This window comes from Colwellia sp. BRX9-1, from assembly GCF_014077195.1.
Lineage (GTDB): Bacteria > Pseudomonadota > Gammaproteobacteria > Enterobacterales > Alteromonadaceae > Colwellia_A.
In genome coordinates this window covers 1-20,953 of sequence record NZ_JACGVM010000012.1, presented here as the reverse complement: position 1 = coordinate 20,953, position 20,953 = coordinate 1, and the positions used below count along the sequence as shown (strand labels likewise).

The following is a 20,953-nucleotide window of genomic DNA, read 5'->3' as shown; positions in this document are numbered from 1 at the left end:
GATTCATCTAAGCTGACAGCAATATCTTTTAGAAGTAGCATTGTGCAGAGATTTCTGTATAATGCCGCTTCGATTTGCAGAAAAGAAGACGGGTTGGGTATCCTAACGGGCTTTCCAACCTGATAATTTTAACCTTAAATAGGAGATGTGTTAGTGGCCCGTATCGCTGGCATTAACATCCCTGATCGTAAGCATGCAGTAATCGCCATTACTGCGATTTTCGGTATCGGAGCGACTCGCGCAAAAGCAATTTGTGCAGCAGCAGGTATCGCAGAATCAACGAAGATCAGTGAATTAGACGAAGCAAAAATAGATTTGCTACGTGCTGAAGTGGATAAATACACCGTAGAAGGTGATTTACGCCGTGAAGTTTCAATGAATATTAAACGTCTTATGGATTTAGGTTGTTACCGTGGCATACGCCATCGTCGCAGTCTTCCATTACGTGGTCAACGCACTAAAACTAATGCGCGCACCCGTAAAGGTCCTCGTAAGCCAATTAAGAAGTAAGAGGAACTAGACAATGGCTAAAACACCTGTACGTACGCGTAAACGCGTTAAAAAACAAGTTGCTGATGGCATGGCTCATATCCACGCCTCTTTCAACAACACAATCGTAACTCTTACAGATCGTCAAGGTAATGCTTTATCTTGGGCAACTGCAGGTGGTTCAGGTTTCCGTGGTTCACGTAAATCTACCCCATTTGCTGCTCAGGTAGCTGCAGACCGCGCTGGCGCCGCTGCAAAAGAGTTTGGTTTGAAGAATATTGAAGTTTTCGTTAAAGGCCCTGGACCAGGACGTGAGTCTGCAATCCGTGCCCTAAATGCTGCTGGTTTTAAAATCACCAACATTACTGACGTTACGCCTATTCCTCATAATGGTTGTCGTCCTCCTAAGAAACGTCGCGTTTAATCGTACTTTTTTTAGGATAGTTGGAGAAAGAAAATGGCTAGATATTTAGGTCCTAAGTTAAAGCTTAGTCGTCGCGAAGGAACAGATTTGTTCCTTAAAAGCGGTGTTAGAGCAATTGACACTAAATGTAAAATCGAAACAATACCAGGTCAGCACGGCGCACGTCGCGGTCGTTTGTCTGATTACGGTATTCAACTTCGTGAAAAACAAAAAGTTCGTCGTATTTATGGCGTACTAGAAAAGCAATTCCGTAATTACTACAAAGAAGCGGCTCGTTTGAAAGGTAATACAGGTGAAAACTTGTTACAACTTTTAGAGATTCGTCTTGATAACGTAGTATACCGTATGGGCTATGCAAGCACTCGTGCTGAAGCTCGTCAACTAGTTAGCCATAAAGCTATCGTAGTAAACGGCGTAGTTGTTAATATTCCATCTTTCAATGTTAAAGCTGAAGATGCAGTTTCTATTCGTGAGAAATCTAAAACTCAAGCGCGTATCATCGCTGCTTTAGAATTAGCTGAGCAACGTGAGAAGCCAGTCTGGGTTGAAGTAGATAACAAGAAACTTGAAGGCGTTTTCAAACGTGTTCCTGATCGTTCTGACTTGTCTGCCGAAATTAATGAACAGTTAATTGTTGAACTTTACTCTAAGTAAAGTAGCACTTAAGAGAGGAAATATATGCAGGGTTCTGTAACCGAATTCCTTAGACCGCGATTGGTTGGTATTGAAACCATTAGCGCGACTCGTGCTAAGGTAACTTTAGAGCCATTAGAGCGTGGTTTTGGTCATACTTTAGGTAATGCTTTACGTCGCATTCTTCTATCTTCAATGCCAGGTTGTGCTGTAACTGAAGTTGAGATTGACGGCGTTCTACACGAATACAGTAGTAAAGAGGGTGTGCAAGAAGACATCATCGAAATATTGTTGAACCTTAAGGGATTAGCTATAAGTTTAGAAGGTAAAAACGAAGCTGTTATTACTTTAACTAAATCCGGTGAAGGCCCTGTAACGGCAGCTGATATCCAACATGACGGAGATGTAACAATCGCAAATCCTAATCATGTAATCTGTAATTTAACAGGTGAAGGTTCTATCAGCATGCGCATCAAAATTGAAATGGGACGTGGTTATGTTCCTGCTTCAGTTAGACGCGATGCCGAGGATGAAGATCGTGCAATCGGACGTTTGTTAGTTGATGCTTCGTTCAGTCCAGTTGTAAGAATTGCCTACGATGTTGACTCTGCCCGAGTAGAACAGCGTACTGATTTAGACAAACTTGTACTTGATATGGAAACCAATGGTACATTGGATCCAGAAGAAGCTATTCGTCGTGCTTCAACAATTTTAGCTGAACAGCTAGATGCGTTTGTAGAATTGCGTGATATTAAAGAAGTAGAGCCAAAAGAAGAGAAACCTTTATTTGACCCTATTTTGCTTCGTCCAGTTGATGATCTTGAATTAACAGTTCGTTCAGCAAACTGCTTAAAAGCAGAAGCAATTCAATACATTGGCGATTTAGTACAGCGTGCAGAAGTTGAGCTTCTTAAAACACCTAATTTAGGTAAGAAGTCTTTAACAGAAATCAAAGACGTTTTGGCGTCTCGTGGTTTATCTTTAGGTATGCGCCTTGAAAATTGGCCGCCTGAAAGCATCGCTGATAACGACTAATTCGTTTATCGTTTTTTAATAGTTTGAGAGAAGGATTAACTTATGCGCCATCGTCAAAGCGGTCGCCAGTTAAACCGTAATAGCAGTCATCGTCAAGCGATGTTCCGTAATATGGCAAGTTCACTAGTTAAGCACGGCGTTATTAAAACGACTGTAGCTAAAGCTAAAGAACTACGTCGCGTTGTAGAGCCACTGATTACATTGGCCAAGACCGACAGTGTTGCAAATCGCCGTTTAGCGTTTGCTCGTACACAAGATAAAGAAGTAGTAGGTATTTTATTTAACGAACTTGGTGCACGTTACCAAGAACGTCCAGGTGGATATACTCGCATTTTAAAATGTGGTTTCCGTACTGGTGATAAAGCGCCTATGGCTTATGTTGAATTAGTAGACCGTCCTGCATCAGATGTTGTTGCAGAAGAAGTTGAAGAGTCAGCAGAAGCTTAATTTAGCCTAGCTAAATTTGCTTTAAAATTAAAAACGGAGCTTCGGCTCCGTTTTTGTTTTTAAAAATAATGATAATCAACCCTAGTGTAAACTTGACCAACCTTAAAATTCTCCGTATAACATTTAACCCCACTCTTAAGAGAATCAATTATGTCATCACGTAATCCTATCATTGCTGTAACCGGATCATCAGGAGCAGGTACATCGACAACGATAGAGTCGTTTGCACATATATTTCGTTCATTGGGTATCACTCCAGCTACGGTTGAAGGAGATAGTTTTCATCGGTACTCTCGACAAGAAATGGACCTCGAAAAGCGTAAGGCGAGAGAAGACAGAAGAAACATTAGTTATTTTGGTGATGAAGCTAACGATTTCGACGCCTTAGAAAAACTTTTCAGCACTTATTCTGAAACGGGTAAAGGCCAGATGCGTCGATACCTACACACTTTTGATGAAGCCGTTCCCTATAACCAAATGCCGGGTACGTTTACACCCTGGGAAAAACTAGGTGATGGCACTGACTTACTCTTCTATGAAGGGTTACATGGCGGCGTGGTCACTGAAAAAAATGACGTAGCAAAACATGTCGACTTGCTAATTGGTATGGTACCGATAGTCAACTTAGAGTGGATACAGAAAATAATACGCGATACTAATCAACGTGGGCATAGTCGAGAAGCGGTAACAGCAAGCATAGTGCGCAGTATGGAAGACTATATCTCTTACATAACGCCACAGTTTTCAAAGACACATATCAACTTCCAGCGCGTACCGACAGTAGATACCTCGAACCCTTTTAGTGCTAAAGCGATACCAAGCCTTGATGAGAGTTTTGTGGTGATACGCTTTCGCGAAGCTACGGGAGTTGACTTTCCTTACTATTTATCGATGATTGACGGTGCCTTTATGTCACGGATCAACACCTTAGTTGTGCCGGGTGGGAAAATGGGGCTTGCCATGGAATTACTGTTAACACCATTGATCAGAGATTTAATGGAGAAAAAGCATCGCGCCAATAAGCAATTAGATTGGATGACTGATTTGTAGTAAATTGTGCTGTAACGTAAATTACAGCACATCGTGCATTTACTCTTCGACTATTTCAAAGTCATGGGTGATTCGTACAGTGTTATGTAGCATCAATGCTACTGAACAGTATTTGTCAGCAGAAAGCTTAACGGCGCGCTCGACGTGTTTTGCTGAAACTTCCTGACCTGTTATCACAAAGTGCAGATGAATATCAGAAAACAGTTTCGGCACTGAGTCTACACGCTTAGCTTCAATATCCACTTTACAACCACTGACGTTTTGCCTAGATTTATCAAGAATACTGACTACATCTACTGAGGAACAAGCCCCCAATGAAATCAATACATTCTCTAGCGGGCTAGGGGCAGACGCACCGGCGTTAGCGTCCAAAACAATCGTATGACCATTTTGCGAAGTACCCATGAATAACTCTTCACCCATCCATTTTACACTTGCTTTCATTGTTAGACCTTATATCTACTTATTAATGGGTAATATATTAACGTGCATCGGCTGAAATTTACTAGTGCTTCATCTAGATAATCAGAAAAAGAACCTTGAAGCCAACAAACAGCAGACAAAAGAAAATATCACTTGAGAAAAGTAATATCATTAGTATAATGGCGCCTCACTTCTTGAGTATCTTTAAATTCCCAAACAAACTAAGATTCACCAGAAAAGTGTAACTCTTCATCTTAGATGGAAAGTAAACTAGGGGTATAGTTCCAATTGGTAGAACAGCGGTCTCCAAAACCGACGGTTGGGAGTTCGAATCTCTCTACCCCTGCCATATTTTATAAAGTATTTTTTAATACTTTTGAAGTAACTTCAGTGATGAAGTTAACATGCCATAGGCAAATATTTACAGGTCAATATTATGAATGCAAGTACAGAAAGCCAGCCAAACGGATCTCTTGATTCGCTAAAATGGATGATCGTTATCCTGCTTTTAGCCGGAGTCGTTTTCGCCAATTATTTTTACGGTGATGAATCCGTTTTATACCGTGCGATAGGTGCCGTTGTCGGTATCGTTATTGCTGGTGTAATCGCCATGCAAACTGTTAAAGGTCACAACGCCGTTGCATTTGCGAAAGAATCACGTACTGAAATTCGTAAAGTTGTTTGGCCAACACGCCAAGAAGCGATACAAACTACAGGTATCGTATTGTTCGCTACTTTTATTATGTCTTTAGTGATGTGGGGACTTGATTCTACGCTATTTTGGGTAGTTGGCTTTATTACAGGTTTGAAGGTGTAATCATGACTGAAGAAATTTTATCTCCTGAAGAGAATGAACAAAACGAAGAAAAAGCAATTAACACAAACCCGAAATTACGTTGGTATGTTGTACAAGCTTTTTCTGGCTATGAAGGACGCGTGCAAAAAACATTGGTTGAGCATATCGAAATTCAAGGATTGCATGAAAAGTTTGGTCAAATTCTTGTGCCTACCGAAGAAGTCGTTGAAATGCGTGCTGGTCAAAAGCGTAAGAGTTCACGTAAGTTTTTCCCTGGCTATGTATTAGTACAAATGGAAATGGATGTTGAAGCCTGGCATTTAGTTAAAAGTGTGCCACGAGTTTTAGGTTTTATCGGTGGTACCAGTGATCGCCCAGCACCTATTTCACAAAAAGAAGCTGACCGTATTTTACAAAGACTAGAAGATACCGACAAGCCTCGTCCTAAAACATTGTTTGAGCCCGGCGAAGTGGTTCGTGTTATTGATGGCCCATTTGCTGACTTTAACGGTGTTGTTGAAGAATTAGATTACGATAAAAACCGTATTAAAGTATCGGTATTAATCTTTGGTCGTTCAACCCCAGTAGATTTAGAGTTCGGACAAGTCGAAAAAGGCTAACCACTCAGTAATAAATATTAATTCGAAAAGGCTAGAGATGTGAATCTCTAGCCTTTTTTGTTATATCAATATAATCCGTTCAACTCCCCTGAAGTCATATAAATAAGAATTTCATTAAAGTCTTGTGTAAAAGGGCTTTTTTAATATATAATCCGCTGCCTATTTTTTTTAAGTGACTTCGTCGTTTAGGAAAAAGTAAGGATAATCGAACAACGGGGAGCTGAATTAAATTTTAGCGTTAACACCCAAACTAAAGGTATTGAAAAATGGCTAAGAAAGTCCAAGCTCTAATCAAGCTACAAGTTGCTGCTGGTGCAGCAAACCCGTCACCGCCAGTTGGTCCTGCTTTAGGTCAACACGGTGTGAATATCATGGAATTTTGTAAGGCGTTCAACGCAAAAACAGAATCTTTAGAAAAAGGCGCTCCAGTACCAGTAGTTATTACTGTATACAGCGATCGTTCTTTTACATTTGAAACAAAAACACCACCTGCTTCTTACTTATTGAAAAAAGCAGCTGGCATCAAAAGCGGTTCTGGCCGTCCTAACACTGACAAAGTGGGTACTGTTACTACAGCTCAACTTGAAGAAATTGTTAAGACAAAAGAAGCTGACTTAACTGCTGGTTCTATGGAAGCTGCAGTGCGTACCATTGCGGGTTCTGCTCGTTCAATGGGTTTAGTGGTAGAGGACTAATCAATGACTAAATTAACGAAACGCGCTCGTCTAATCCGTGAAAAAGTAGACGTATTAAAAGATTATGATATTGCTGAAGCCATTTCTTTATTAAAAGAACTTGCTACTGCAAACTTCCGTGAAAGTGTAGATGTTGCTGTAAACCTTGGCATCGATGCTCGTAAATCAGACCAAAACGTACGTGGCGCAGCTGTATTACCAAATGGTACTGGCCGTGATGTTCGTGTTGCTGTATTTACACAGGGCGCAAATGCTGAGAAAGCGAAAGAAGCTGGTGCTGACATCGTAGGTATGGAAGATTTAGCTGAATTAGTTAAAAAAGGCGAGATGAACTTTGATGTTGTAATCGCTTCTCCAGATGCTATGCGTGTTGTTGGTCAACTTGGTCAGATTTTAGGCCCACGTGGTTTAATGCCTAACCCTAAAGTTGGTACTGTAACACCAGACGTTGTAACCGCTATTAACAATGCAAAATCGGGCCAGATCCGTTACCGCAATGATAAAAACGGTATCATCCATACTACTATTGGTAAGGCTGATTTCGACGATGCTAAATTACAAGAAAACCTAGAGTTTTTATTGGAAGCTTTAAAGAAAGCTAAACCAGCAAATGCTAAAGGTCAGTACATTAAGAAACTTTCTATCTCAACTACTATGGGCGCCGGTGTATCGGTAAACCAAGCTAGTTTGACAGCAGTTTCTAAGTAAAGTCACATTTTTTGCACTTTACAAGGGTTAAATTATAGACTATAATTTCGCCCTTAAAAATTTTGGTAGGTGTTGTTTTATTCTTTTAGAAGTTTAAACAACCCCGTCAAAGACCGTAGGAGTTTATGAGGTAATTATTTACTTTAATAGACTTAATTTTTCCTACGTAGATGGTGATTACCCAGTATTTCCTAATTCTGGTCCTCGCCGTAACGGCCTAGTTTACTTTCTTTGAAAGAATATAAACTAGGGATAGTAAATACCGGTTTATTTAACCGGTGAACCAGGAGTTAAAGCCAATGGCTATCAATCTTGATGACAAAAAGGCAATTGTTGCTGAAGTTCAAGAAGCTGCTAGTGGCGCTCACTCAGTTGTAATCGCGGATGCCCGTGGTGTTGGAGTGGAAGCAATTACTGCATTGCGTAAGCAAGCACGTGAAAGTGGTGTATGGATGAAAGTTGTCCGTAACACATTAGCACGTCGTGCAGTAAAAGGTACTCAATTTGAATGTGTTTCTGACGTATTCAAAGGACCTTCATTAATTGCTTTTTCATCTGATCACCCAGGTGCCGCTGCACGTTTATTCACAGCCTTCGCTAAATCTAACGAAGCCTTTGATTTAAAAGCAGCTGCATTTGAAGGTAATTCAGTAGACGTAAATGTGTTAGCTAAGCTACCTACTTACGACGAAGCGATTGCACGTTTAATGAGCGCAATGAAAGAAGCATCTGCAGGCAAATTAGTCCGCACGATTGCTGCAGTACGCGATCAGAAAGAACAAGAAGCCGCTTAATAATTGTTTACCTCTGCTATTACTTAAACATAGGCAGAGCACAATTCGCACTTTTTGTATTTATAGTTATTTCAAACAGCCAAAGGCTGTTTATTAAAAAACAGGAAATTTAAAATGTCTATTTCTAAAGACGATATCCTAAACGCAGTTGCTGACATGTCAGTAATGGACGTTGTTGCTTTAATCGAAGCAATGGAAGAAAAATTTGGCGTATCTGCATCAGCTGCTGTTGCCGCTGCTGGACCAGCTGAAGCTGTTGAAGAGCAAAGCGAATTCAACGTTGTTATGACTAGCTTCGGTGAGAAGAAAGTTGCAGTAATCAAAGCAGTTCGTGGCGCTACAGGTTTAGGCCTTAAAGAAGCTAAAGACTTAGTTGAAGCTCTTGGCGTTGTTAAAGAAGGCGTTGACAAAGCTGAAGCTGAAGCTCTTAAGACTCTTCTTGAAGAAGCTGGCGCTTCTGTTGAGATCAAATAATCTGTTTTTAAACAGATTATTTGCCTGAAAAGGCAATGGCTGGTGACTTTAAAGTCACCGGCCTTTTTGCGCTAAAGAAAGTGGTTTTTTTTAAACCAAAAAGTGCATAATTGGTACTAAATGTATTAAGTATCATTGCAATATCCTGTCTGATACCAATTGGATTAGCTAACACAAAGTATGAAGCTATACTGAAGTTGTCTAGTCCAATTGGTATTTTAAAGGCAGATCGGCCATAACCAGCAAGCTGAGGAACCCCATGGTTTACTCTTACTCCGAAAAGAAACGTATTCGCAAGGACTTTGGTAAAAGCATACAAGTAATGGATTATCCATTCTTGTTATCAATCCAACTCGAATCTTTCCGTAAGTTTATTGATATTGATCCAACAGGTGAAACAGGCCTAGAGGCTGCGTTTCATTCTATTTTCCCAATTAAAGCTTACTCTGGTAGCTCAGAGTTACAATATGTGAGCTACAGACTTGGCGAACCGTTATTTGATGTCAAAGAATGTCAAATCCGCGGTGTAACCTATTCTGCGCCGCTTCGCGTTAAATTACGTTTAGTAGTTTACGATAAAGAAGCGCCAGCAGGCACAGTTAAAGATATCAAAGAACAAGAAGTATACATGGGTGAAATCCCATTAATGACAGACAACGGTACGTTTGTTATTAATGGTACTGAGCGTGTTATTGTTTCGCAATTACATCGTTCTCCAGGTGTGTTTTTCGATCATGATAAAGGTAAAACACACTCATCTGGTAAAGTATTATATAACGCACGCGTTATTCCTTACCGTGGTTCTTGGTTAGATTTTGAGTTTGATCCTAAAGATAATTTATTTGTACGTATTGACCGTCGTCGTAAATTACCGGCGTCAATCATTTTACGTGCCTTAGAGTATTCTACTGAAGAAATTCTAGACATGTTCTATGACACCACTGACTTTTCAATCAAAGGCGATAAGTTGATCATGGATTTAATCCCTGAGCGCTTACGCGGTGAAACGGCAACGTTTGACATTTGTTTGAAAAATGGTGATGTATTAGTAGAACAAGGTCGTCGCATTACTGCACGTCATATTCGTTCATTGTCGAAAGAAAATCTTGAAAAGCTAGAAGTCCCAGCTGAGTACATCGTAGGTAAAGTTTTATCTAAAGCTTACATCGATGAGTCTACTGGTGAAGTTATTGCTGAAGCCAATGCTGAAATAACATTAGAGTTATTAGCAGAGCTAAGCCAAGCTGGCCATAAAGTTCTTTCTACTTTATATATGAATGAATTCGATGTTGGTTCATACATGTCTGACACTATTCGTGTTGATGGTACTTCAAACAAGCTAGAAGCTTTAGTTGAAATATACCGCATGATGCGCCCAGGCGAGCCACCAACAAAAGATGCAGCAGAAACGTTATTTACTAACTTGTTTTTTGCTCCAGAACGCTATGATTTATCAACCGTTGGTCGAATGAAGTTCAACCGTCGTGTTGGCAATTCAGACGATGTTGGAAGTGGCATTTTATCTAACGATGACATTATTTCAGTAATGAGAACCTTAATCGCCATTCGTGACGGTAAAGGCGAGACTGATGATATCGATCACTTAGGTAACCGTCGTATTCGCTCTGTTGGCGAAATGGCAGAAAACCAATTCCGTGTTGGTCTAGTACGTGTTGAACGTGCTGTACGTGAACGTTTAAGTCTTGGTGACTTAGACGCTATCATGCCACAAGACCTAATCAACGCTAAGCCTATCTCTGCGGCTGTGAAAGAATTTTTCGGTTCTTCACAATTGTCACAGTTTATGGATCAAAACAACCCGTTATCAGAAGTGACGCATAAACGTCGTATCTCCGCATTAGGCCCAGGTGGTTTGACGCGTGAACGTGCTGGTTTTGAAGTTCGAGATGTACATCCGACCCATTATGGTCGTGTATGTCCTATCGAAACGCCGGAAGGTCCAAACATTGGTTTGATTAACTCATTGTCGTGTTATGCACGTACAAACGATTACGGTTTCTTAGAAACTCCATATCGTAAAGTAGTTGATGGTTTAGTCACTGATGATATTGATTATTTATCAGCAATTGAAGAAGGTAACTTCGTTATTGCCCAAACTACAGCTCCGGTTGATAGTGAAGGTAAGTTAGTAGACGGCTTAGTACAATGTCGTCACAAAAACGAATTTACATTAATCTCGGCAGAACAAGTCCAATACATGGATGTTTCGCCACAGCAGATTATTTCAGTTGCAGCAAGTTTAATTCCGTTCCTTGAGCACGATGATGCTAACAGAGCCCTGATGGGTTCAAACATGCAACGTCAAGCCGTACCAACTCTTATCGTTGATAAGCCGTTAGTCGGTACAGGTATGGAAAAAGTTGTAGCTGTTGATTCAGGTGTAACTGCTGTTGCAAAACGTGGTGGTGTAGTCAGCTATGTTGACGCTTCTCGTATTGTTGTTAAAGTTAATGAAGACGAAATGCATGCTGGTGAAGCCGGTATTGATATTTATAACTTAACTAAATATACGCGTTCTAACCAAAATACATGTATCAACCAACGTCCACAGTGTCGTATGGGTGAACCTGTTACACGCGGTGATGTTTTAGCTGATGGTCCTTCAACGGACATGGGGGAATTAGCCCTAGGTCAAAACATGCGTATAGCGTTTATGCCTTGGAATGGTTACAACTTCGAAGATTCAATGTTGTTATCTGAACGTGTTGCTACAGAAGATCGTTTCACTACAGTTCATATTCAAGAATTAACCTGTATAGCACGAGACACTAAATTAGGTAGTGAAGAAATTACTTCTGATATTCCTAATGTTGGTGAATCAGCTTTATCTAAATTAGATGAAGCGGGTGTTGTTTACATCGGTGCTGAAGTTAATGGTGGCGACATCTTAGTGGGTAAAGTTACTCCTAAAGGTGAAACACAATTAACACCAGAAGAAAAACTATTACGTGCTATTTTCGGTGAAAAAGCAGCTGACGTTAAAGACAGCTCTTTACGTGTACCTAACTCAGTTAAAGGTACTATCATCGACGTTCAAATCTTCACCCGTGACGGTGTAGAAAAAGATAAGCGCGCTGTTGAAATTGAAGAATTACAACTTAAAGAAGTTAAGAAAGATTTAGGCGATGAATTTAGCATCTTAGAAGATGGTATTTATGCTCGTGCTAAAAACCTTCTTTTATCTGCTGGCTTAAACGAATCAGACATTAATAGTATGTCTCGTGCAAATTGGTTAGTTCAAAACTTGTCTGACGAAGGTCAACAATCTGAGCTTGAACAAATTGCTGAGCAATACGACAATATTAAAGCTGATTTCGATAAGAAGTTTGAAATTAAACGTCGTAAGATCACCCAAGGTGCTGATTTAGCTCCAGGTGTTCTTAAAATTATCAAAGTTTACTTAGCGATAAAACGCCACATCCAACCGGGTGACAAAATGGCCGGTCGTCATGGTAACAAAGGTGTTATTTCAAACGTCGTTCCAGTAGAAGATATGCCTTACGATCAATATGGTGTTCCTGTTGATGTGGTACTTAACCCGTTAGGTGTACCATCACGAATGAACATTGGTCAGATCTTAGAAACTCATCTAGGTATGGCGTGTCGTGGTATTGGCGAAAAAATCAACCGTATGTTGGAAGCGCAACAAGAAATTCATAAACTACGTAACTTCATTCAAGAAGTTTACAATGTTGGTGAATCTCGTCAAGTTGTTGACATCGCGAGCTTCTCTGATGATGAAGTGATGCGTTTAGCTAATAACTTGCGTGCCGGTCTTCCTATTGCTACTCCAGCATTTGATGGTGCAGCAGAGAAAGAAATCAAAGAGATGTTTAGACTTGCAGATATGCCTGAAAGCGGTCAGTTTATCTTAACTGACGGTCGTACTGGTCGTGAATTTGAACGTCCTGTAACGGTTGGCTACATGTATATGTTAAAACTTAACCATTTAGTTGATGACAAAATGCATGCACGTTCTACTGGCTCTTACTCATTAGTAACGCAACAACCTCTTGGCGGTAAAGCGCAATTTGGTGGTCAACGTTTCGGTGAGATGGAAGTATGGGCACTAGAAGCATACGGTGCTGCTTATACGCTACAAGAAATGTTAACGGTTAAATCTGATGATGTTAACGGTCGTACTAAGATGTATAAAAACTTAGTAGACGGTGATCACAGAATGGAGCCAGGCATTCCTGAATCATTCAACGTATTGTTGAAAGAAATTCGTTCGTTAGGTATTAACATCGAATTAGATCAGGACTAGCTTCCAAAGCTGCATGCTGACTATCAAATTGATGAGTCAGTACACGGAGAAAGCAGGCAACTGCTTTCTTTTTAAGGTTTAACTCCGACAGGAGAAGAAGTGTGAAAGATTTACTTAAGTTTCTTAAGCAACAAAATCAAACAGAAGAGTTCGATGGTATACGTATCGGACTAGCCTCACCAGATCAGATTCGTTCTTGGTCATTTGGTGAAGTAAAAAAACCTGAAACGATTAACTACCGTACGTTCAAACCAGAACGTGACGGTCTATTTTGTGCGCGTATTTTTGGTCCAGTAAAAGATTACGAATGTCTTTGTGGCAAATACAAGCGTTTAAAGCATCGTGGTGTTATTTGTGAAAAATGTGGCGTTGAAGTTACATTAACAAAAGTTCGTCGTGACCGTATGGGTCATATCGAATTAGCAAGCCCAGTTGCACATATCTGGTTCTTAAAATCATTACCTTCGCGTATTGGTTTATTACTTGATATGACACTTCGTGATATCGAACGTGTTCTTTATTTTGAATCTTATGTTGTTACTGAACCTGGTATGACAACATTAGAAAAAAGCCAAATTCTAACTGAAGAAGAATATCTTGATGCTTTAGAAGAGCATGGTGATGAATTTGACGCATTAATGGGTGCTGAAGCTGTTTTAGCTTTACTACAACAAATCGATTTAGAAGGCGAAGTAGCGCAAATGCGTGAAGAGCTTCCTGAAATTGGTAGTGAAACTAAGCGTAAAAAAGTCACTAAGCGTTTAAAATTAATGGAAGCATTCGCCGCTTCAGGTAATAAGCCTGAGTGGATGATTATGAACGTACTACCCATTTTACCGCCGGATTTACGTCCGTTAGTACCTTTGGATGGTGGCCGTTTTGCTACGTCTGATTTGAACGATTTATACCGTCGTGTTATTAACCGTAACAACCGTTTAAAACGTCTTCTTGACTTAGTTGCTCCAGATATTATCGTACGTAACGAAAAACGTATGTTACAAGAATCTGTTGATGCACTTCTTGATAACGGTCGTCGTGGTCGCGCAATTACCGGTTCTAACAAACGTCCTCTTAAATCTCTTGCCGATATGATTAAAGGTAAGCAAGGTCGTTTCCGTCAGAATCTATTGGGTAAACGTGTTGATTACTCTGGTCGTTCTGTAATTACTGTTGGTCCTACACTGCGTTTACACCAGTGTGGTTTACCGAAAAAAATGGCACTTGAATTATTCAAACCATTTATTTACGGTAAATTAGAAGCTCGTGGTTTAGCGACTACGATTAAAGCGGCTAAAAAATTAGTTGAACGTGAAGGCGCTGAAGTTTGGGATGTACTTGACGAAGTTATTCGTGAACATCCAGTTATGCTTAACCGTGCACCAACACTTCACAGACTAGGTATCCAAGCGTTTGAACCTGTTCTAATTGAAGGTAAAGCAATTCACTTGCATCCTCTAGTTTGTGCGGCATACAACGCCGATTTCGATGGTGACCAAATGGCGGTACACGTACCGTTAACTATCGAAGCGCAAATGGAAGCTCGTACCTTAATGATGTCTACCAATAACGTGTTATCACCAGCAAACGGTGAGCCGATTATTGTACCATCACAAGATGTTGTTTTAGGCTTGTACTACTTAACACGTGACCGTGTTAATGGTTTAGGTGAAGGCATGGTTTTTGCTGACACTAAAGAAGCTGAAAAAGCTTACCGCACAGGTGTTGCAGAACTTCACGCCCGTGTAAAAATTCGTATCACTGAATACTTTAAAGACGAAGAAGGTAACTTTACTGTTCCTAAAACGACTTTACGTGATACCACGGTAGGTCGAGCCATTATGTGGCAGGTTTGTCCAAAAGGTATGCCTTACGATCTAATCGATCAACCGCTTGGCAAAAAACCAATTTCGAAATTAATTAACCACGCTTACCGTAACTTAGGTTTGAAAGAAACGGTTATTTTTGCTGACCAAATCATGTACACAGGTTTCCATTACGCGATGATCGCGGGTTGTTCTGTTGGTATTGATGATATGGTTATTCCTGCGGCTAAATACACTATTATCGAAGAGTCGGAAGAAGAAGTTGCTGAAATCCAAACTCAATTCGAGCAAGGTTTAGTTACTCAGGGCGAAAAATATAACAAAGTTATTGATATTTGGTCATCTGCCAACGAGAAAATCTCTAAAGCGATGATGGACAATTTATCAAAAGAAACTGTTATTAACCGTGACGGCGTGCCAGAAGAACAAGATTCATTTAACTCTATCTACATGATGGCTGACTCGGGTGCTCGTGGTAGTGCTGCTCAGATCCGTCAGTTAGCGGGTATGCGTGGCTTGATGGCTAAACCAGATGGTTCTATCATCGAAACGCCAATCAAAGCTAACTTCCGTGAAGGTTTGAACGTATCTGAATACTTCATCTCAACTCACGGTGCGCGTAAAGGTCTTGCCGATACTGCACTTAAAACAGCTAACTCGGGTTACTTAACTCGTCGTTTAGTTGATGTTGCACAAGATTTGGTTGTGACTGAACATGATTGTGGTACTTTCGACGGTCTACAAATGACACCACTAATCGAAGGTGGCGATGTTGTTGAACCATTAAGAGAACGTGTTCTTGGTCGTGTTGTTGCTGAAGATGTTATCAAGCCGGGTACTGACGAAGTTTTATTACCTCGTAACACGCTAATTGACGAAGCTTTATGTGATTTCATTGAAGAAAACTCAATTGATCAAATGAAAGTACGTTCAATTATTACCTGTAAAACCGATTTTGGTATTTGTGCTCATTGTTACGGTCGTGATTTGGCTCGTGGCCATATGATCAACCAAGGTGAAGCTATTGGTGTTGTTGCAGCACAATCAATCGGTGAACCTGGTACACAGCTTACCATGCGTACGTTCCACATCGGTGGTGCCGCATCGCGTGCTTCTGCTGAAAACAACGTACAAGTTAAAAACACAGGTACTTTGAAACTTCAAAATGCTAAGTTTGTAACTAACTCTGAAGATCATCTTGTTATTACCTCACGTTCATCTGAAATGACGGTAATTGATGAGCTAGGTCGTGAGAAAGAACGTTATAAAGTGCCTTACGGTACAGTGCTTTCTAAGAAAGATGGTGGTTCAATTGTTGCCGGTGAAATCATCGCTAACTGGGACCCGCATACTCACCCTATTATTACGGAAGTAGCAGGTAAAGTTCAGTTCGTTGATCTTTCTGATGGCGTGACTATGGTTCGTCAAACTGATGATCTGACTGGTCTTTCAAGTATTATTGTTACTGACGCAGGTCAACGTAATGCAACGGGTAAAGAAATGCGCCCAGCATTGAAACTTGTTGATGCTAACGGTGAAGAAGTTATGATTGCCGGGACAGAAATCCCAGCACTTTACTACTTACCGGGTAATGCGATTGTTAACTTAGAAGATGGCGCGGATGTAAACATTGGTGATGCACTTGCTCGTATACCACAAGCAAGTTCTAAAACTCGTGATATAACCGGTGGTCTTCCACGTGTTGCTGATTTATTTGAAGCACGTAAGCCTAAACTTCCTGCAATTCTTGCTGAGAAAACAGGTGTTGTTGCTTTCGGTAAAGAAACCAAAGGTAAAGTGCGCTTATTAATCACTCAACCTAGCGGTGAAGTATACGAAGAGATGATCCCTAAAACGCGTCTTTTGAATATCTATGAGGGTGAGCCAGTAATCAAAGGTGAAGTTATTGCCGATGGTCCTGAGTCTCCGCATGATATCTTGCGTTTACGTGGTGTTGCACCTGTTGCTAATTACATTGTTAACGAAGTACAAGAAGTATATCGTTTACAAGGTGTAAAAATTAACGACAAGCACATCGAAGTTATCGTCCGTCAAATGATTCGCAAGTGTGAAATCTTAGACGCGGGTGATAGTGATTTCTTGAAAGGCGAACAAGTAGAAGTAGCGCGTGTTAATATTTCAAACCGCGAGCTTGAATCTGCTGGTAAGCAACCTGCTGAATACGAAATGCAAATGATGGGTATTACTAAAGCATCATTAGCAACTGAATCGTTTATTTCAGCGGCATCTTTCCAAGAAACAACACGTGTACTTACTGAAGCTGCTGTTGCAGGTAAGAAAGATAAGTTACGTGGCTTGAAAGAAAACGTTATCGTTGGTCGTTTGATCCCAGCGGGTACAGGTTATTCGTACCATCAGGAACGTGCTAAACGTAAACTACAAGCAAAAATGCCTGCTGTTGAAGAAGTCGCTGTTTCAGCTGACGATGCAGCACAAGCATTAACTGACGCACTAAATGCTAGTGATTAAGTAAAAAATATAGCGTTAATGGCCTGTGCTACTTGACAGGCCATAGCTTGACCTATAGAATTCCGCGACCCTATATCCTGTACTGTTTATGTATAGCATTTAAGGTCGCGGATTTTCACGTTTATAAGGGTGTAAATTTCTCATTGATTGGAATTTACACAAGTTTAACTAATCGGGAGCTATTTAATGGCAACTATTAACCAATTAGTACGTAAACCACGTGTAAGACAAGTAACTAAAAGTAACGTTCCAGCGTTACAAGCTTGTCCACAACGTCGTGGCGTATGTACTCGTGTGTATACAACTACACCGAAAAAACCTAACTCAGCACTTCGTAAAGTTGCTCGTGTTCGTTTAACTAACGGCTTCGAAGTAACTTCATACATCGGTGGTGAAGGACATAATTTACAAGAGCATAGCGTTATTTTAATACGCGGTGGCCGTGTAAAAGATTTACCGGGTGTGCGTTATCACACCGTTCGTGGCGCGCTTGATTGTTCAGGTGTAAGCGACAGAAGACAAGGCCGTTCTAAATACGGTGCTAAACGACCTAAATCTTAAGTTTTCCTCTCTAACTCCTTATAGATAGGAAGAGAAAAAAACGTTAAGTAAGGCCAAATAAGAAATTTTTAAATTTATATATTTTGGATTAATCCTGAATACTACGGAGAATTAAGATGCCAAGAAGACGCGTCGTAGGGCAACGTAAAATATTGCCAGATCCTAAGTTCCATAACGAACTTTTAGCAAAATTCATCAACATCCTTATGGTTGATGGTAAAAAATCTACTGCAGAAAAAATTGTTTACGGTGCATTAGACATTTTAACTGAAAAAAACAGCGAGAAAACTCACTTAGAGCTTTTCGAAACTGCTTTAGATAATATCCGCCCATCTGTCGAAGTTAAATCTCGTCGTGTTGGTGGTTCTACTTATCAAGTACCAGTTGAAGTTCGTCCAGTTCGTCGTAATGCTCTAGCCATGCGTTGGTTAGTTGAAGCAGCTCGTAAACGTGGTGAAAAATCAATGGCTCAGCGCCTAGCTAACGAAATGTTAGATGCGTCTGACAGCAAAGGTTCAGCGGTTAAGAAACGTGAAGACGTTCACCGTATGGCTGATGCTAACAAAGCGTTCGCTCACTACCGCTGGTAAGCTAGCAGTTTTGAATGGATGTATGATTTACCCTTTGCATATGCTTAGGGTAAATACATGGCTAGCAAGAGTTTCTCTTGCTAGCCATACTAACTTTTACGGACTGATGCTTTGCGCAGTTCAAAAAGTATTAAACAGTAGTATTAAACAAATACTCACCGCTTACGCGAATATTTATTTAATAGTACTAATTATTAGTGACTAAGAATTAGAGGATTTCATTTTGGCACGTATCACCCCTATTGAGCGCTACCGTAACATTGGTATCTGTGCGCACGTAGATGCTGGCAAAACGACAACCACAGAACGTGTTTTGTTTTACACGGGTCTTTCTCACAGAATTGGTGAAGTGCACGATGGTGCTGCAACCATGGACTGGATGGAACAAGAGCAAGAGCGTGGTATTACCATTACCTCAGCTGCGACAACTTGTTTCTGGAAAGGCATGGACGGTCAATTTGTTGACCACCGTATTAATATTATCGATACTCCTGGTCACGTTGATTTTACCATTGAAGTTGAACGCTCTTTGCGTGTCCTCGATGGTGCTGTATTAGTTTTATGTGCCTCTTCAGGTGTTCAACCGCAAACAGAAACTGTTTGGCGTCAAATGGAAAAGTATGCCGTTCCACGCATTGTTTTTGTTAACAAAATGGACCGCACTGGCGCAGACTTTCTTTCTGTTGTTGGTCAGCTAAAAGCACGTCTAAAAGCAAATGCAGTTCCTATTCAGTTACCTATTGGTTCAGAAGAAGATTTTAAAGGTGTTATAGACCTTGTTAAAATGAAAGTGATCAACTGGAGTGAAGACGATCACGGGATGACTTTTACTTATTCAGCAATACCTACCGATATGCAAGACCTTGCCGATGAATGGCGTGAGAATATGATATCGGAAGCGGCTGAAGTGTCAGACGAGCTAATGGATAAATACCTTGAAGATGGCGATTTGACAGAAGACGAAATCAAGTCAGCACTTCGACAACGTACCCTTAATAATGAAATCATTCTTTGTACTTGTGGCTCTGCTTTTAAAAACAAAGGCGTACAAGCTGTTTTAGATGCGGTTATTGACTATTTACCCTCACCAACGGAAGTTGCTGCTATTACGGGTATTAGTGATGACAAAAATGAAACACCTGCAACGCGTGCCGCAGATGATAGTGCACCATTTTCCGCGTTAGCCTTTAAAATTGCCACTGACCCTTTTGTCGGTACGTTAACCTTCTTCCGCGTTTATTCCGGAGTAGTAAAAACAGGCGATAGTGTCTTTAATCCGATTAAAGGCAAGAAAGAACGTCTCGGTCGTCTAGTGCAAATGCATGCCAATGACCGTCAAGAAATTAAAGAAGTTCGTGCTGGTGATATTGCAGCAGCCATCGGTTTAAAAGATGTTACTACGGGTGAAACACTGTGTGATGCCAATCACGTAATAACACTTGAGAAAATGGAATTCCCTGATCCGGTAATTTCAATAGCCGTTGAGCCAAAAACCATTGCTTCTCAAGACAAGTTAGCCCTAGCCTTAAGTAAATTATCAGCTGAAGATCCTTCGTTTAAGGTCGCTACTGATGATGAAACGGGTCAAACGATCATTTCCGGTATGGGTGAGCTACACTTAGACATTATTGTCGAGCGCATGAAACGTGAGTTTGGCGTCGAATGTAATGTCGGTAAGCCACAAGTTGCTTATCGTGAAACTATTCGTTCTACGGTTGAAGTAGAAGGTAAATTTATTCGACAATCAGGTGGTAAAGGCCAATTTGGTCACGTTTGGTTGAAAATGGAACCCTTACCAGAAGGTGGTGGTTTCGAATTTGTTAACGAAATTGTTGGCGGTACTGTTCCTAAAGAATATATACCTGCCATTGAAAAAGGCTGTTTTGAGCAAATGGATAGTGGTGTATTAGCCGGTTATCCAATGCTTGATGTTAAAGTAACACTTTATGACGGTTCTTTTCATGACGTTGACTCTAATGAAATGGCGTTTAAAGTTGCTGCTTCAATGGGCTTTAGAGAAGGGGCGTTAAAAGCTACGCCGACACTTCTAGAACCTATGATGAAAGTAGAAGTAACTACGCCAGAAGAAAACATGGGTGATGTCGTTGGCGATTTAAATCGTCGTCGCGGTATGATCGATGGCATGGACGAAGGTCCTGCTGGCTCTAAGATAGTGAATGCAATAGTACCACTGTCTGAAATGTTTGGTTATGCTACTGCATTACGCAGTGCAACACAGGGCCGCGCCTCTTATTCGATGGAATTTTTACAATACAGTGAAGCTCCTAAGAATGTAGTTGCGGCAATAACAGAATCTCTTGGAATCTCGTAAGACACTCACTTATAGTTAGTGAAAGTCTAGCTCGGTCATCTTGGCTGCGCTTTTAATAAACTTTAAGGTAATTGAAAAATGGCTAAAGCAAAATTTGAACGTTTAAAACCGCATGTTAACGTTGGTACTATCGGTCACGTCGATCACGGTAAAACAACTTTAACAGCTGCTATCTCTGCAGTATTAACTAAAGTACACGGTGGTGAAGTTAAAGATTTCGCACAAATCGATAATGCTCCTGAAGAGCGTGAGCGTGGTATTACAATCAATACTTCTCACAT

General features: G+C 40.6%; 19 protein-coding genes and 1 tRNA gene. 19 read left to right on the top strand and 1 reads right to left on the bottom strand.

Annotated features, from left to right (window positions below; translation table 11 throughout):
* The first annotated feature begins 153 nt into the window (after positions 1–153).
* The 6 genes from rpsM to H4J76_RS11980 all read left to right on the top strand — a co-directional run bounded on the left by rpsM (position 154) and on the right by H4J76_RS11980 (position 4,078).
* A complete protein-coding gene (gene rpsM, locus H4J76_RS12005; RefSeq protein WP_070375059.1) occupies positions 154–510 on the top strand; it encodes a 30S ribosomal protein S13 in 357 nt (118 codons plus the stop codon).
* A gap of 13 nt (positions 511–523) precedes the next feature.
* A complete protein-coding gene (gene rpsK / locus H4J76_RS12000) occupies positions 524–913 on the top strand; it encodes a 30S ribosomal protein S11 (protein ID WP_070375058.1) in 390 nt (129 codons plus the stop codon).
* A 33-nt stretch (positions 914–946) separates the two neighbouring features.
* The gene (gene rpsD / locus H4J76_RS11995; RefSeq protein ID WP_070375057.1) at positions 947–1,567 is read left to right on the top strand and encodes a 30S ribosomal protein S4; all 621 of its coding nucleotides are present in this window, start codon (positions 947–949) and stop codon (positions 1,565–1,567) included.
* Between the two features lie 24 nt (positions 1,568–1,591).
* A complete protein-coding gene (locus tag H4J76_RS11990; RefSeq protein ID WP_070375056.1) occupies positions 1,592–2,581 on the top strand; it encodes a DNA-directed RNA polymerase subunit alpha in 990 nt (329 codons plus the stop codon).
* A 42-nt stretch (positions 2,582–2,623) separates the two neighbouring features.
* Complete coding sequence (rplQ, locus tag H4J76_RS11985; RefSeq protein WP_070375055.1) at positions 2,624–3,028, top strand: 50S ribosomal protein L17; 405 nt, start codon at positions 2,624–2,626, stop codon at positions 3,026–3,028.
* A 150-nt stretch (positions 3,029–3,178) separates the two neighbouring features.
* Positions 3,179–4,078, top strand: a complete 900-nt coding sequence (locus H4J76_RS11980) for a phosphoribulokinase (protein WP_070375054.1) — start codon at positions 3,179–3,181, stop codon at positions 4,076–4,078.
* A 39-nt stretch (positions 4,079–4,117) separates the two neighbouring features.
* On the opposite strand, the gene H4J76_RS11975 is transcribed toward H4J76_RS11980, so the two are convergent.
* Complete coding sequence (locus tag H4J76_RS11975) at positions 4,118–4,522, bottom strand: OsmC family protein (protein ID WP_070375053.1); 405 nt, start codon at positions 4,520–4,522, stop codon at positions 4,118–4,120.
* A 251-nt stretch (positions 4,523–4,773) separates the two neighbouring features.
* Between H4J76_RS11975 and H4J76_RS11970 the strand changes: the two genes are divergently transcribed.
* From H4J76_RS11970 to H4J76_RS11910, 13 genes are all read left to right on the top strand, one after another.
* Positions 4,774–4,850, top strand: a tRNA-Trp gene (locus H4J76_RS11970).
* 87 nt (positions 4,851–4,937) lie between these two features.
* A complete protein-coding gene (secE, locus tag H4J76_RS11965; protein ID WP_070375052.1) occupies positions 4,938–5,318 on the top strand; it encodes a preprotein translocase subunit SecE in 381 nt (126 codons plus the stop codon).
* A gap of 2 nt (positions 5,319–5,320) precedes the next feature.
* On the top strand, positions 5,321–5,917 hold the full coding sequence (gene nusG, locus H4J76_RS11960; RefSeq protein WP_197517671.1) for a transcription termination/antitermination protein NusG: 597 nt from the start codon (positions 5,321–5,323) through the stop codon (positions 5,915–5,917).
* Positions 5,918–6,183: 266 nt separating this feature from the next.
* On the top strand, positions 6,184–6,612 hold the full coding sequence (gene rplK / locus H4J76_RS11955) for a 50S ribosomal protein L11 (protein ID WP_070375051.1): 429 nt from the start codon (positions 6,184–6,186) through the stop codon (positions 6,610–6,612).
* 3 nt (positions 6,613–6,615) lie between these two features.
* Positions 6,616–7,320: a 50S ribosomal protein L1 gene (rplA, locus tag H4J76_RS11950; RefSeq protein WP_070375050.1), complete on the top strand. Its 705-nt coding sequence runs from the start codon at positions 6,616–6,618 to the stop codon at positions 7,318–7,320.
* Between the two features lie 299 nt (positions 7,321–7,619).
* Positions 7,620–8,114: a 50S ribosomal protein L10 gene (rplJ, locus tag H4J76_RS11945; RefSeq protein WP_182217228.1), complete on the top strand. Its 495-nt coding sequence runs from the start codon at positions 7,620–7,622 to the stop codon at positions 8,112–8,114.
* Between the two features lie 114 nt (positions 8,115–8,228).
* Positions 8,229–8,588, top strand: a complete 360-nt coding sequence (gene rplL, locus H4J76_RS11940) for a 50S ribosomal protein L7/L12 (protein ID WP_070375048.1) — start codon at positions 8,229–8,231, stop codon at positions 8,586–8,588.
* A 259-nt stretch (positions 8,589–8,847) separates the two neighbouring features.
* The gene (gene rpoB, locus H4J76_RS11935; protein WP_070375047.1) at positions 8,848–12,876 is read left to right on the top strand and encodes a DNA-directed RNA polymerase subunit beta; all 4,029 of its coding nucleotides are present in this window, start codon (positions 8,848–8,850) and stop codon (positions 12,874–12,876) included.
* Between the two features lie 101 nt (positions 12,877–12,977).
* A complete protein-coding gene (rpoC, locus tag H4J76_RS11930) occupies positions 12,978–17,189 on the top strand; it encodes a DNA-directed RNA polymerase subunit beta' (protein WP_070375046.1) in 4,212 nt (1,403 codons plus the stop codon).
* A 186-nt stretch (positions 17,190–17,375) separates the two neighbouring features.
* Entirely contained in the window at positions 17,376–17,750 is a 375-nt protein-coding gene (gene rpsL, locus H4J76_RS11925; protein ID WP_011045492.1) for a 30S ribosomal protein S12, read from the top strand.
* 116 nt (positions 17,751–17,866) lie between these two features.
* A complete protein-coding gene (rpsG, locus tag H4J76_RS11920; RefSeq protein WP_070375045.1) occupies positions 17,867–18,340 on the top strand; it encodes a 30S ribosomal protein S7 in 474 nt (157 codons plus the stop codon).
* A 223-nt stretch (positions 18,341–18,563) separates the two neighbouring features.
* A complete protein-coding gene (gene fusA, locus H4J76_RS11915) occupies positions 18,564–20,672 on the top strand; it encodes an elongation factor G (RefSeq protein ID WP_070375044.1) in 2,109 nt (702 codons plus the stop codon).
* A 78-nt stretch (positions 20,673–20,750) separates the two neighbouring features.
* Positions 20,751–20,953, top strand: a 203-nt coding sequence (locus H4J76_RS11910) for a GTP-binding protein (protein WP_259364653.1), incomplete at its 3' end; no start/stop codon positions are given.